This window comes from Sphingomonas xinjiangensis (genome assembly GCF_014199255.1).
GTDB lineage: Bacteria > Pseudomonadota > Alphaproteobacteria > Sphingomonadales > Sphingomonadaceae > Sphingomonas > Sphingomonas xinjiangensis.
In genome coordinates, this window is sequence record NZ_JACIJF010000005.1 from 89,328 (window position 1) to 103,918 (window position 14,591).

At 66.3% G+C, this 14,591-nt stretch carries 8 protein-coding genes; 5 read left to right on the forward strand and 3 right to left on the reverse strand.

The window, feature by feature from the left end; translation table 11 throughout:
* Nucleotides 1–30 precede the first annotated feature (30 nt).
* Genes glgB through treY form a run of 5 tightly spaced genes read left to right on the forward strand, consistent with a single transcriptional unit; the run spans nucleotide 31 to nucleotide 10,289 of the window.
* On the forward strand, nucleotides 31–2,181 hold the full coding sequence (gene glgB, locus FHT02_RS10585; RefSeq protein ID WP_184087296.1) for a 1,4-alpha-glucan branching protein GlgB: 2,151 nt from the start codon (nucleotides 31–33) through the stop codon (nucleotides 2,179–2,181).
* Nucleotides 2,178–4,280 (forward strand): glycogen debranching protein GlgX, encoded by a 2,103-nt coding sequence (gene glgX / locus FHT02_RS10590; RefSeq protein ID WP_184087298.1) that lies wholly within the window; start codon nucleotides 2,178–2,180, stop codon nucleotides 4,278–4,280. Before glgB ends, glgX begins: the two co-directional genes overlap by 4 nt.
* Nucleotides 4,277–5,992 carry a malto-oligosyltrehalose trehalohydrolase gene (treZ, locus tag FHT02_RS10595; protein WP_184087300.1) on the forward strand — a complete coding sequence of 572 codons (1,716 nt, stop codon included), beginning with the start codon at nucleotides 4,277–4,279 and terminating at the stop codon, nucleotides 5,990–5,992. Before glgX ends, treZ begins: the two co-directional genes overlap by 4 nt.
* The gene (gene malQ / locus FHT02_RS10600; RefSeq protein ID WP_343056909.1) at nucleotides 5,989–7,920 is read left to right on the forward strand and encodes a 4-alpha-glucanotransferase; all 1,932 of its coding nucleotides are present in this window, start codon (nucleotides 5,989–5,991) and stop codon (nucleotides 7,918–7,920) included. The genes treZ and malQ overlap by 4 nt, the downstream gene beginning before the upstream one ends.
* A complete protein-coding gene (treY, locus tag FHT02_RS10605) occupies nucleotides 7,917–10,289 on the forward strand; it encodes a malto-oligosyltrehalose synthase (protein WP_184087302.1) in 2,373 nt (790 codons plus the stop codon). The genes malQ and treY overlap by 4 nt, the downstream gene beginning before the upstream one ends.
* On the opposite strand, the gene FHT02_RS10610 is transcribed toward treY, so the two are convergent.
* Genes FHT02_RS10610 through FHT02_RS10620 form a run of 3 tightly spaced genes read right to left on the reverse strand, consistent with a single transcriptional unit; the run spans nucleotide 10,286 to nucleotide 14,466 of the window.
* On the reverse strand, nucleotides 10,286–11,815 hold the full coding sequence (locus tag FHT02_RS10610) for a DHA2 family efflux MFS transporter permease subunit (protein WP_184087304.1): 1,530 nt from the start codon (nucleotides 11,813–11,815) through the stop codon (nucleotides 10,286–10,288). The two genes, treY and FHT02_RS10610, sit on opposite strands and share 4 nt — an antisense overlap.
* Before the next feature lie 10 nt (nucleotides 11,816–11,825).
* Complete coding sequence (locus tag FHT02_RS10615) at nucleotides 11,826–13,016, reverse strand: HlyD family secretion protein (protein ID WP_184087306.1); 1,191 nt, start codon at nucleotides 13,014–13,016, stop codon at nucleotides 11,826–11,828.
* On the reverse strand, nucleotides 13,009–14,466 hold the full coding sequence (locus FHT02_RS10620) for an efflux transporter outer membrane subunit (RefSeq protein WP_184087308.1): 1,458 nt from the start codon (nucleotides 14,464–14,466) through the stop codon (nucleotides 13,009–13,011). Before FHT02_RS10620 ends, FHT02_RS10615 begins: the two co-directional genes overlap by 8 nt.
* Nucleotides 14,467–14,591 lie beyond the last annotated feature (125 nt).

A 14,591-nucleotide genomic window follows, 5' to 3' on the forward strand; every position in this document is an offset into this window, starting at 1 on the left:
TCGGCAGCCGGTACAAAGAAGGGGCAAGGGGTGCAGCAGGGTAGAAATTCCGTCGACACGTGGCTGCACGACCCATTCTCGTTTCTTGGCCGGCACGATGGTGTCGTGCGAACCTACCAGCCCGGCGCACAGTCGGTCACGCTGATCGCCGATGGAGTGGAGCAGCCGCTCGACACGGGCGCGCTGCCGGGGCTGTTCACCGGCGCGGCGCCCCACGGCGATTACCGGCTGCGCGTCACCTGGCCCGGTGGCGGAACCAGCGAGGCCGCGGACCCTTATGCTTTCGGCCCCGTGTTGGGCGATCTCGATCTTTTTCTGTTCGGGTCGGGCAGCCATTGGGACCTGCCGGTCCGTCTCGGCGCAAACCCGATCAGCCATGACGGCGTGGAAGGCACCCATTTTGCGGTCTGGGCGCCCAACGCCCGCTCGGTAAGCGTCACGGGCGACTTCACTGGCTGGAACGCCCAGCGCCTGCCGATGCGGCTGCGCCACGGCGCCGGCCTTTGGGAGATCTTCGTGCCCGGCGTACATGCCGGCGCCCGTTACAAATTCGCCGTCACCGGCGCGGACGGCGTTCTCCGCGAAAAGGCCGATCCGCTTGCCCGCGCGACCGAGCTGCCGCCCGCCACTGCTTCCATTGTCGCCCCCGCCCCCGATTTCGCCTGGACCGACAGCGCCTGGATGGAGGGCCGCGCCGAGCGCCAGCATCCCGGCGCCCCGATCTCGGTGTATGAGATGCACGTCGGATCGTGGCGGCGGCCCTGGCATGGCGGCGATCATGACTGGGATCAGATCGCCGAACAGCTGATCCCCTATCTTCAGGATATGGGCTTCACCCATGTCGAGCTGATGCCGATCATGGAGCACCCGTTCGGCGGCTCCTGGGGCTATCAGCCGCTCTCGCAGTTCGCGCCCACCTCACGGCACGGCAGCCCCCAGCAATTCGCCCGCTTCGTCGACCGCTGCCATGCTGCGGGGATCGGCGTGATCCTCGACTGGGTGCCCGCGCACTTCCCATCGGACGCGCATGGCTTCGCCAATTTCGACGGCACCGCGCTCTATGAACATGCCGATCCGCGTGAAGGCTATCATCCCGATTGGAACACGCTGATCTTCAACCTGGGCCGCCAGGAAGTGTCGGGGATGCTGATCGCCTCGGCTTTGTGGTGGCTGGAACGCTTCCACATCGACGGGCTGCGCGTCGATGCCGTCGCCTCGATGCTTTATCGCGATTACAGCCGGCGCGAAGGCGAATGGGTGCCCAACCGCCACGGCGGTCGCGAGAATCTGGAATCGATCGCCTTCCTACAGCGTATGAACCAGGCAGTGGCCGAGCGCTGCCCCGGCGCGATCACCATTGCCGAGGAATCCACTGCCTTCCCCGGCGTCACGGCGCCGGTGGAATATGGCGGGCTTGGCTTTACCTACAAATGGAACATGGGGTGGATGAACGACACGCTCCGCTACATGGAGCGCGATCCTTCCTACCGCCGCTGGCATCATGGCGACATGAGCTTCGGGCTGGTTTATGCCTTTACTGAAAAGTTCATCCTGCCGCTCAGCCATGACGAGGTCGTTCACGGCAAGCATTCGCTGATCGCCAAGATGCCGGGCGATCACTGGCAGAAGTTCGCCAATCTGCGCGCCTATTTCGCGTTCATGTGGACGCATCCGGGCAAGAAGCTGTTGTTCATGGGCGGCGAGCTCGCTCAGTGGAGCGAATGGCAGCATGACGGCCAGCTGGAATGGCAGGCGCTGGAGGCGCCCGACCATGCCGGCGTCCAGGCGCTCGTCCGCGACCTGAACCGCGTCTATCGCGACGAGCCGGCCCTGCACCAGAGCGATGCCGACGAACGCGGCTTTCAGTGGATCGTCGGCGACGATGCTGCGAACAGCGTCTTCGTCTTTTTGCGCCGTTCCGAATATGGCGGTGCGCCGCTTCTGGTCGCGGTCAACCTCACCCCGGTGCCGCGCCACGGCTACCGCGTCGGCGTGCCGCATGCCGGGCGCTGGGCCGAATTCCTGAACAGCGACGCCCCCGGTTATGGTGGTGGTGGTCTCGGCAACGGTGAGGCGCTGGAAAGCGCCGACGTCCCGAGCCACGGCCAGAACCAGTCGCTCGACCTCACCATCCCGCCTCTGGCGGCCATCATCCTGCGCTTTGAAGGAACTGCTGCGTGACTCGTATTCCCGATCGCCTCGAGGCGGGCTCCCCCTACCCGCTCGGCGCGACCTTTGACGGCCTGGGCGTGAACTTCGCGGTGTTTTCCGCGCATGCCGAAAAGATCGAATTGTGCCTGTTCGACGAATATGGCCGTCGTGAGATCGCCCGGCTCGAACTGCCCGAATGGACCGACGAGATCTGGCACGGCTATCTGCCCGATGCGCGCCCAGGCATGCTCTACGGCTTCCGCGCGCATGGACCCTATGCGCCCGAACAGGGGCACCGCTTCAACCCCAACAAGCTGCTGCTGGACCCCTATACCCGCCGCACCTTTGGCCGGATCCGCTGGAGCGACGCGCTGCACGGCTATCGCGTAAACTCCCCGCGCGCCGACCTGAGCTTCGACCGGCGCGACAGCGCGGCGGCGATGCCAAAGTCGGTCGTCGTCTCTAATTCGTTCGACTGGGGCGACGATCGCCGCCCGAACACCCCTTGGTCCGAGACGGTGATCTATGAGGCGCATGTAAAGGGCCTCACTCAGTTGATGGAGAATGTGCCGCACAACGAACGCGGCACCTATCGCGCGCTCAGCCACCCCGACGTCATCGCCCATCTGCAACGGCTGGGCATCACCGCGATCGAGCTGCTACCGATCCAGGGCTTCGTGCAGGACCGCTTTCTTCAGGAAAAGGGGCTGGTCAATTATTGGGGCTACAACACCCTTTCCTTCTTCGCGCCCGAACAGCGCTATCTGGGCGATGGCGATGCCGACGATCTGCGCCTGGCCGTCCGCCGCTTCCACGCCGCCGGCATCGAAGTGCTGCTCGACGTGGTGTACAACCACACAGCCGAAGGCTCCGAGCTGGGCCAGACCATGTGCTTCCGCGGGCTCGACAACGCGACCTATTACCGGTTGCAGAAGGACAATCCGCGCTACTGCGTCAACGACACCGGCACCGGCAACACCTTCAACCTCGATCAGCCGCGCGTGCTTCAGATGGTCACGGATTCGCTGCGCTATTGGGTCGAATCCTACCATGTCGACGGTTTCCGCTTCGATCTGGGCTCGACCCTCGGCCGCACCGGCGACGGCGCCTTCGATCCCGGCGCGTCCTTCTTCGACGTGCTGCGTCAGGATCCGGTGCTCGGCCGCGTCAAGCTGATCTCCGAGCCCTGGGACATCGGCCCGGGCGGCTATCAGCTCGGCAATCACCCACCTGGTTTTGCCGAATGGAACGACAAATTCCGCGATTCCACGCGCCGCTTCTGGAAGGGTGATACCGGCGTCCGCCCCGAATTCGCCGCGCGCCTGTCGGGCTCCGGGGATTTGTTCGATCGCCGCGCCCGCCGCCCCTGGGCCAGCGTCAACTATGTCGCCAGCCATGACGGCCAGACGCTCGCGGATCTGACCGAATATGAGCAGCGCCACAACGAAGCCAATGGCGAAGACAATCGCGACGGCCATTCGGATAACCAGTCGTGCAACTGGGGCGTGGAAGGTCCGACCGACGATCCTGCGATCAAGGCGGTGCGCGAGCGCGTCCGCCGTTCGATGCTGATCACCGTGCTCGCGTCGCTCGGGACGCCCATGCTGCTCGCCGGCGACGAATTCGGCCGCACCCAGCAAGGCAACAACAACGCCTATTGCCAGGATAACGAGATCAGCTGGCTCGATTGGGCGCAGGCCGCGAGCGAAGAGGGGCAGAGCCTGTCGCACTTTGTCCGTCGGCTCATCCTGATCCGCAAGCACTACCCACTCGTGCGTTCCAGCGCCTTCCTGTATGGCGAAGAGATCGCGCCGGGCATCCGCAACCTCGACTGGTTCGATGAGCGCGGCCAGTCGCTCACCCCGGACGACTGGCAGAACCCCGAAGGCAAGGCGCTGGTGATGCGCCGCGCTCGGCTGCTGGAAAGCGGTCGGTATGAAGCGATCACCCTGCTGATGAACGGGTCGCAGGTGCCGCTCGACTTCGCCTTGCCCGAACCGCACGACTACCGGCGCCTGCTGGTCGACAGCGCCGATACCGGCATCGGCGAGCGCGATCTGGAAGGCACGACGGTGCAGGTGCAGGATCGCGCGGCGGTGCTGCTCTACGCCACGGGTTCGGTCGAATGAACTGGGGTCCGGTATTGTTGGCCCCTGGCCAGACGCGCTTCGCCTTGTGGGCGCCGGCGCTGGATGCGCTGACGCTCGAAGTCGACGGTCTCGAACCCCTCGCCATGGAAAGCCAGGCCGATGGCTGGTTCGCCGTCGAGGTCCCCTGCGGCGCGGGCGCCCGCTATCGCTTTCGCTTGCCCGACGGCACTGCCGTGCCAGACCCGGCCGCACGTGCCCAGAGCAGCGACGTCCATGGCTGGAGCATCGTCACTGACCCCGGCAGCTATGCGTGGCAACACCCTGATTGGCGCGGAAGGCCTTGGAACGAAACGGTTATCCTGGAATGCCATGCCGGTGTCGCGGGGGGCTTTTTCGGCGTCGACAAGATGCTCGCCCAAGCCGCCGACACCGGCTTCACCGCGTTGGAACTGATGCCCGTCGCAGCGTTCGGCGGCACCCGCAACTGGGGCTATGACGGTGTCCTCCCCTACGCTCCCGCCGCCTCCTATGGCGAACCCGATGCGCTCAAGGCCCTGGTAGACCACGCCCATGGCCGGGGCATGATGATGTTCCTCGACGTCGTCTACAATCACTTTGGGCCCGACGGTAACTACCTCTCCGCCTATGCGCCGGACTTCTTCAAGGCCGATGTCGACACCCCCTGGGGCGGCGCGATCGACTTCGCCAGGGAGCCGGTGGCGCGCTTCTTCATCGACAATGCGATCTACTGGCTGCGCGAGTTCCGCTTCGACGGCCTGCGCTTCGACGCGGTGCATGCGATCGCCGATAACGCCTTTCTCGATCGCATGGCCGCAGAGATCCGCGCAGCCTTCCCCGACCGGCACATCCACCTGGTGCTGGAAAACGAGCATAATGATGCCGCCCGGCTGGAGGGCAGCTACGACGCGCAGTGGAACGACGACTTCCACAACGTCATGCACGTTCTGCTGACCGGCGAAGACCATGGCTATTATAAGGACTTCGCTCAGCAGCCGGAGGAGAAACTCGCCCGGTGCCTGGGCGAAGGCTTCATTTATCAGGGCCAGGGATCGCCCAACCAGAAGGGGAAGCCGCGTGGCACCCCCAGCGGCCACCTGCCCCCCTTCCGCTTCGTTTCCTTCCTCCAGAACCACGATCAGATCGGCAACCGCGCGCTGGGCGAGCGGCTGACCGCCCTCACCAGTGCCGAACGGCTCCGCGCCGCTACCGGCCTGCTGCTGCTCTGTCCGCAGATCCCGCTGGCCTTTATCGGCGATGCCGAAGGGTCGGAAACCCCGTTCCTGTTTTTCACCGACTTTCACGACGAGCTGGCCGATGCCGTACGCGAAGGCCGCCGCGGTGAGTTCGCCAACTTCCCCGGCTTTTCGGATCCGGCGCTGCGCGAGCGCATTCCCGATCCCAACGCCCGGTCCACCTTGGACGCGTCCCGCCCCGTTCCGGGTCCGGATGCCGGCGCGTGGCGGACGCTCTACAAGGACCTGCTCGCGCTGCGCCGGGAGCGCATCGTCCCCAACCTTGCGGACAGCAGGCCGCTGGGCGCGCAGGTGATCGGCGACCGGGCCGTGATGGCGCGTTGGCAACTCGGCAGCGCCGTGCTCACTCTCGCCATCAACCTCGGTGACACCCCTGTCCCCGTCACCGCCGAGGGCGACCCACTGGTGACGATCGGAACCGGCACCACCGAAGCCGGCCTCATGCCGGCAAGCTTCGCGGCACGGTGGGCGGCGTGACCGACGCAGCCGTCGAACAGCTGGCGCAAGCGGCAGGCATCACGATCGACTGGGAGGATGCCGACGGCACAGCCCGACGCGTGTCGCCCGAAAGCCTCAGGCTGGTGCTCTCCGGCCTTGGCTTCGCCTGCGACAGCGCGGCGCAGTGCCGTGACAGCATCGCCCTGCTCGGCACCACCGCGCAACCATCGTGCCGCGTGCTCGAAGCCGGTGAGGCGATCACCGGCCTGACCGGCCCGGGTCAGCTGGTGCTTGAAGACGGGACCACCCGCAACCTCGACCTTTCCACCTCGCCCAGCCTCGATGCCATCGGCTATCACCGGCTGCAATGGGCTGGCGGCGAATTGCCGATCATCGTCGCGCCGCCGCGTTGCGTCGGAATAGCGCCGGGCACCCGTCCTTGGGGCACCGCCGCGCAAATCTATGCTCTGCGCGACCACCAGCCCTTCGGCGACTTCGCCAGTCTGGCAGGCTTTGTCGATCAGGCCCGGATCGCTGGTGCCGACGCAGTGATGATGAGCCCGGTGCACGCGCTCTTCACCACCGACCCCAGCCGCTACAGCCCCTATTCCCCCTCGAGCCGCCACTTCCTCAACCCCTGGTTCGCCGATGCCGGCCCGGATTGGTTCACCGGCGAAACCGGAGGGCTGATCGACTGGCAACAGGCGGTGCCCGCCAAGCTGACGGCGCTCCGCGCCCTTTACACTGCAAAACGCGAAGATCCCGGTTTCCGCAGCTTCGCCGCCGGTGCCGATGCGACGCTGATCGGCCATGCCCGCTTCGAAGCGCTCCACGCCCATTTCTTCGCCACCTCGCAGGCGCGCGGCTGGCAGGACTGGCCAGAAGCCTATCGCCGCGCCGATTCGCCGCAGGTCGAGCAGTTCGCCCGCGAACACGCCGAAGACGTCGACTTCCACTTATTCCTGCAATGGTGGACCGACCACTCGCTGTGCCGTGCCGGTGAGGCTGCAAGGGGCATGTCCGTGGGCCTCGTCACCGATCTTGCGGTGGGGCTCGACGCCGGCGGCAGCCATGCCTGGAGCCGCGGCGAGGAACTGATGATGGGCATCGGCATCGGCGCCCCGCCCGACGCCTTCCAGGCTGCGGGCCAGAATTGGGGCATCACCAGCTTCTCGCCCTTCGCCTTGCAGCAACTGGCCTACCAGCCCTTCATCGGCCTGATCCGCAGCGCGATGCGTCATGCCGGCGGCATCCGTATCGATCACGCACTGGGGCTGCGGCGCCTCTGGGTCGTGCCGAGCGGCGCGCAGCCGCTTGACGGCGCTTATCTGCGCTTCCCCGAACAGGACATCCTGCGCATCATTGCGCTGGAGTCGCATCGTGCCGGCGCGCTGGTGATCGGTGAGGATCTGGGCGTGGTACCCCCCGGCTTCCGCGATACCATCGCCGACAAGGGCCTGATGGGCATGCGCGTGCTGCCCTTCGAACGCGACGATGCGGGCGATTTCACGCCGTCATCCAGCTGGGACGAACAGGCTGCGGCGATGACCAGCACCCACGACCTCACGCCGATCGCTGGCTGGTGGGAGGGCCGCGACATCGACTGGCGCGAACAGATGGGCGCTGCCGGCGACCGCGATGCTGAACGCACCGATCGCGCCGCTGATCGAACCCGGCTGTGGCAGGCCTGCACCGATGCCGGCGCTGCCGAAAGTCCAGAACCCGCGCCGGATCAGCCCGAACGGGCGCTCGACGCCGCCATCGCCTTCGCCGCGCAGGCCCCCTGCGAGTTGCTGATCGTCCCTGCCGAGGACCTCTTCGGCCTGGACGAAGCGCCCAACCTGCCCGGCACGGTCGACGAACATCCCAATTGGCGCCGCCGCCTGCCCGATCGCGCGCAGGCACTGTTCGCGCGCGACGACGTAGCGCGCCGCCTCACTCTCATCCGCGAAGCCAGGAAACCATGATCCCGCGCGCCACCTACCGCATCCAGTTTCACCGCGACTTCCCTTTCGAAGCCGGGATCCCGCTTGCCGGCTATCTCAAGTCGCTTGGCATCAGCCACCTCTATGCTTCGCCGATCGGCACCGCGCGCTCGGGCTCGACTCACGGTTATGACGTGGTCGATCCGACCGTGATCAATCCCGAGCTTGGGGGCGAGGAAGGCTTTCGCGCGCTTGCCGCTGCGCTTAAGGCCGAAGGGCTCGGCATCATCCTCGACATCGTGCCCAATCACATGGCGGTGGGCGCGGCGGACAACCGCTGGTGGATGGACGTGCTCGAACACGGCCCCGGCAGCGATTATGCACGCTTCTTCGACATCGACTGGGAGCCCACTGACCCTGCGATGCACGGCAAGCTGCTCGCGCCGTTCCTGGGCATGGCCTATGGCGAGGCGCTGCGCAGCGGCGCTCTCACGCTGGAGGCGGATGGATCGGCGGTGATGGCGCATGGCACGCACCGCTTCCCCATCCGTCGCGAAGACCGCGCTGCGCTTGCGAGTGAAGGCGACCTCGCCACGCGCTATGACGGTCGGACCGCCGAGGGTGCCGAGCGGCTGCACGCCTTGCTCGAACGCCAGCATTATCGCCTCGCCTGGTGGCGCACCGCCGGCGATGAGATCAACTGGCGGCGCTTCTTCGACATCACCGAACTGGCCGGGCTTCGCGTCGAGGAGCCGGCGGTATTCGACGCCGTCCACGCGCTGCCCCTGCGCCTCTACGGCGAGGGGCTGATCGACGGCGTTCGCGTCGACCATGTCGATGGCCTCGCCGATCCCGGCGGTTATTGCCGGCGGCTGCGCGCGGCGCTCGACGCGCAGCGCGAGGGTTCGGCCTATCTGATCGTCGAGAAGATCCTCGCCGCAGGTGAGCCGCTGCCGACTGATTGGCGGACCGACGGCACCAGCGGCTATGACTTCATGAACCAGGTTGCCGGGCTGCTCCACGATCCTGCCGGCGAAGCCCCGCTCACTCGCCACTGGCACGAGCTGAGCGGCCGGGCGGCGGACTTTGCGGAGGAGGAACACGCCGCCCGTATCGAAATCCTGGAACGCACCTTCCCCGGCCAGCTGGATGCCGTCGCGGCCGCGTTCCACCAGATCGCGCGCGCCGACCTCGCTACCCGCGACGTGACGCTCGGCATGATCCGCCGCGCGCTTGCCGCGATCCTTGTGCAGTTCACTGCCTATCGCAGCTATGGCGGCCAGAGCCTTGATAACCGGCTGGTCCGCGCCGCGACAGCGGCCAAGGAGGCGGTGCCGCCATCCGAGACGGCGGTGATCGACATTCTGGTGGGCTGGATGCAGGGACCCGACGCAAGGGACGCCACTCGCCGTTTCGAGCAATTGAGCGCCCCGCTCGCCGCCAAGTCGGTCGAGGACACCGCCTTCTACCGCTATGGCCGGCTGCTTTCGCGCACCGATGTCGGCTTCGACGCCGACCGGTTCTCGCTCTCCCCCGCCGAATTCGCCGCGACGGTGGCGGCGCGCGCCGCCGACTATCCCCATGCGATGCTCACCACCGCCACGCACGATCACAAGCGCGGCGAGGATGTCCGCGCCCGCCTGGCGGTGCTCAGCGAAATGCCCGATGCGTGGATCGAGACCGCTACCCGCTGGGCCGAGCTGTCGATCGCCGAGGGCATCGACGCCGGCGACTGCTACCAGGTGCTCCAGACATTGGTCGGCGCGTGCCCGTTCGTTCTCGACGATCCCGAAAGCTTCGCCGAACGCGTCGTGCAATGGTCGCAAAAGGCATTGCGTGAGGCGAAGCTGCGTTCGTCCTGGACTTTGCCCGGCGAAGCCTATGAGGCCCGCGTTGCCGCTTTCATCCAGAACTTCCTGAAAAGCACCGAACTACGCGGCGAACTCACCGATTTCGTTGCGCGGATCGCCCCGGCCGGCGCCGTCAACGGCATCGTCCAGGCCGTGCTGCGCTCCACCCTCCCCGGCGTCCCCGACTGCTATCAGGGCGCAGATTTCTGGGACTTGAGCCTGGTCGATCCCGATAATCGCCGCCCCGTCGACTATACCGCACGCCAGGGCGGCACCAGCGGCGACTGGCGCACGGGCAAGGTCAAGCAGACGGCCATTGCCGAGTGCCTGGCGGCGAAGTCGACGGGCGCCGCCTTCACGCCCGTTGAGGCTACAGGCGCAAGGGCTGGGAACATATTCGCTTTCCAAGTCAACGACTTGCTCGTCGTCGTTCCGATCCGTTGCGCAGAAGCGGTCAGGCCCGACCTTTCCTTCGACGCCGCCTGGTGGGGCAACACCGAAGTGAACGGTTTCCGCGTCGACCAGATGCTGGCCGACAAGCCCTACGCCTTGATCCGCTAGTGCGCCGCGCCGGGTCCCACCGCCCGGCGTGGCCGCGGCGTCAGCCAGATGATCATCGCTGAGAAGCCGAAGATCACCGCCGACAGCATGAAGATATGCGTCGTCGCCACCGCAAACGCTTCCTTTTCGACCAGGTTCACGATGACGCCACGGATCTGATCAATCGAGAAGCCCTGAGCGGTCAGCGCCTGCGTAGCGCTCTGTTCGTTCAGCCGCGCCGCCATTTCGCTGCGCGCGACCCGCGCGCTATTGTCCCACATCGTGGTCGAGATCGACGTGCCGATCGCCCCCGCCATCGTGCGCAGGAAGCTCATCAGGCCGGCGGCCGATGCGGTCTCGTGCGGCTCAACCGCACCCAGGGCGAGCGTCGTCAGCGGTATGAAGAAGAACGGCATGCCGAAGCCCTGGAGCATCTGCGGAAGCGCAAGCGACCAGAAGTCAGCCTGGCTGTTCCACCCGACGCGCAGCAGCGACGCCATGCCCAGCCACAAGATCCCGAAGCACACCAGTGCGCGCGGATCGACCTTGGTCGAAAGCTTGGCGACGATCGGCGACATGATCACGGCCGCAACGCCCGTGAACGCCGTCGCGTAGCCGGCGTAGGTCGCGGTGTAGCCCATGCTGGTCTGCAGCCATTGCGGGATGATCACCGCGGACGAGAAGAACGTCGCGAATGCGAATGACAGCGAAATCACCGCCACAGTGAAGCCGCGGTGGCGGAAAACGCGCAGATCGACGATCGGCTGATCCTCGGTAAGTTCCCAGGCAAGGAAGACCAGCAGGCCCACCACGGCGATCACGGCAAGCCAGATAATCGTGCCGTCGTTGAACCAGTCATGCTCGCGGCCGAGATCGAGCATGACCTGCAGCGCGCCGATCCACAGCAGCATGAGCATCAACCCGACCTTATCGACGCGCAGCATCGCCGTGGGCGTTTCGGCGCGAGAGACCAGACGGATCGACCCGAACACGCAAAGCGCGGCGACGGGGATGTTGATGAAGAAAATCCAGTGCCACGACCAGCTGTCGGAGATCGTGCCGCCTAGGATCGGCCCCAGGATCGGCGCGACGACGGTGGTCATCGCCCAGATGCCCATCGCCTGAGCCCGCTGGTTGGGCGGGAAGATGCGCATCAGCAACGTCTGGCTGAGCGGCATCAGCGGGCCGCCGCACAAACCCTGGCCGATACGGCAGGCAACGAGCATGCCTAGCGTGGACGACATGCCACACAGCACCGAAAAGATGCCGAAGCCGATCACCCCGTAGGTGAAGGTCCGCACCGTACCGAACCGGCCCGCAAGCCAGCCGGTGAGCGGCACGCACACCGCCTCGGCCACCGCATAGGACGTGATGATCCACGTCCCCTGGCTGGCTGAAATACCGAGGCTGCCGCCGATATGGGGCACCGACACGTTGGCGATGGTGGTGTCGAGCACCACCATGAAATTGGTGAGCGCGAGCACCGCGCCCGCGAGGATCAGCTTGAACCCGCTAAGCGGCTCCAGATCCTCGGCCTTGCCGTTCATGGCAGCGTCCTCAGTTCTTGGCGGTGATGTCGATCTCGGCATCCATGGAGAGCCCGACGCGCAGCGGATGCGCCTGAAGCTCTTTGGGATCGAGCGCGACGCGGACTGGCAGGCGCTGCACCACCTTGATCCAGTTGCCCGTGGCGTTCTGCGCCGGGATCAGCGCGAAGGAAGAGCCCGTGCCACCCGACAGCCCGACGACGCGGCCATGATACTCCACGTCGCCGCCATACAGGTCGGACGTGAGCGTCACCGGCTGGCCGACCTTGACGTTGGTCAACTGCACTTCTTTGAAGTTCGCGTCGACATAAAGCTGGCCGACCGGCACGATCAGCATCAGTTGGGTGCCCGGCGCGACCCGCTGGCCGACCGCGACGTTCCGTCGCGTGATCACGCCGTCCATCGGCGCACGGATGGTGGTGCGCTGAAGGTCGAGCCGTGCCTGGGCGAGCTTGGCCTGGGCAGCGAGCACTTCGGGTGCGGTCGCAGTCGTGGTGCCGCGGATCAGCGCATTGTTCGCAGCGAGTTCGCCCGAGGCGGCGCCGCGGGTCGACGTCGCCTGCGCGATGGCGGCGCGCGCGAGCTGGAGATTGGCCTGCGCGGTCGCAAAGGCGTTCGTCGCCGAGCTCAGTTCCTCGCCCGACACCGCACCGTTGGGTGCAAGACGTCGGCGGCGCTCCAAATCGACGCGGGCGCGCTCGTAATCGGCCTGGGCCGAGGTGAGTTGCGCCCGTGCGCGAGTGATATCGGCCTCGCGCGCCTGGACCTGCGCTGCGAGCGCCGCGCTGGTGGCCGAGGTCTGGCCGTATTGGCGCTGGGCGCGCGCAAGATCGGCTTCGGCCTGGGCAACGGCAATTTTGGCGTCGCTGTCGTCGAGACGAACGAGCACATCGCCCTTCCTCACCGCCTGCGTATCGCTGACGGCGACTTCGGCCACCTGCGCCGCGAGCATAGGGGTAATCGCGGCAGTATCCGCGCCCACATAGGCATTATCGGTGCCGATGAAGTGGCTGCCAACCAGCGTGTACCACGCGCCATAGCCGACGCCGCCGATCAGCACGAGCGCGCCGATCCCGCCGAGCAGCTTTTTGCGCATGCCGCCGCGCTTGGCAGCGGGCGCGTCAAGCGCGGGAGCGGGCGCCTCTGCGGCAGGGGCTGCTTGCGAGGCCTGGTTACGGATCTGGGGATCGGCATCAGCCATGGGTCTGGTCCTTGGAAGCGGCAGCGGCCGCAGAAGTGGTGGAGAATCCGCCGCCAAGCGCACGGACAAGCTGAACATCGAGGGTGAAGGCGCGGGTCTCCAGATCGGCGACGATCTGGCGCGCCTGAAGCACGCGCTCTTCAGCGGTGAGCACGTCGAGGAAAGTCGACAGGCCGCCCTCGTAGCGCTGACGCGCCACGCCATAGGCCTGTTCGGAAGACGCGAGCGCCTGGCGGCTTTCGGACAAGCGGGTGGCAAGAGCCCGCTGGCTGGTTACGGCGTCGGCGACTTCGCGATAGGCTGTCGAGACCGTGCTGTCGTAATTGGCGACTGCTTCATCGAACGCCGCGCGCGCACCGCGATACTGGCCGGTCAACTGACCGCCGCGGAAGATCGGTAGGCTGACCGCCGGGCCAACCTGGCCATAGGTCGAGCCGCCGTCGAACAACTTGTTGAGACCAAGCGCTTGGAAGCCGATCAGCGCGCTCAGGTTAACCGCAGGGTAGAAGTCCGCGCGTGCAACCTTGATCCGGGCGGCAGCCGCTTCGACCCGAGCACGAGACGCGGCGATATCAGGACGGCGGCCGATCAGATCGGTAGTCAAGCCGGCGGGCAGGCCGTGCGCGACCGTCGGCGCTGCCGGAAGCGCAATCTTCAAGCCCCGATCAGGACCCTGCCCCAGCAACGCGGCAATGCGATTGCGGGTCAGGCCGATCGCCTCGTCCGTAGCGGCAAGATCGGCGCGGGCGGACGGGACGCCTGCCTCAGCCTGCTTCTGCTCCGCCTGGGTGTCGAGGCCGCTGGTCACGCGATCGGTTACCAGTCGCTGGGTACGCGTACGGATCTCGAGCGCCTCGACCTGAACTGTACGCTGGCGGGCGTATCGGGCTAAATCGGCATACGCGCTGGCGATGTTGGTCGAGAGCACCAGACGCGCTTGTTCCAGTTCAATGCGCGCGGCCTCGGCATCCGAGGTCGCCGCGCGCAGCGCTGCGCGGTTGCGGCCCCACAAATCAAGGTCGAAGTTCAGCGTCGCCGCGACATGGCCCGTGTCGTTCCAGCCATGCGGCACGAACTCCGCGGGAATGCCGTTGTTGTAGCTCTGCTTGGCCTCATAGGCGCTACCCTCCACGCCCACGGACGGCAGGCGCGCGGCGCCGGCCTGCTCAGCATAGCCCTGGGCCGAACGGAGACGCGCAGCGGCGGCCGCGAGGTCGGGTGCGCCGCGCAAGGCCTCTTCGATCAGGCCAGACAACTGGGCATCGCCATAGTCAGCCCACCAATGATCGCCGGGCCAGACGACCGCTGTAGCGTCAGATGCGAGCGACTGAGTTGCGGCAAAGCTTTGGGACGCGCGCGGCTCGGGACGGGTCCCGAGATCTGGGACAGTTGCGCAGGCGGACAGCAGTGCTGCGCCCGCAGCCGCGGATAGAAGACGAGATATGTGCATGAAAAAACGCCGTACTGATTGGTACGGAAACGTAAATGGCGATGGTGCCCCGCCTTGTCAATATGAAACTGTACCCTATAGTACAGCTATGCAAGTTTCTCCCCCCGCCCCCAGCAAACGTGAGG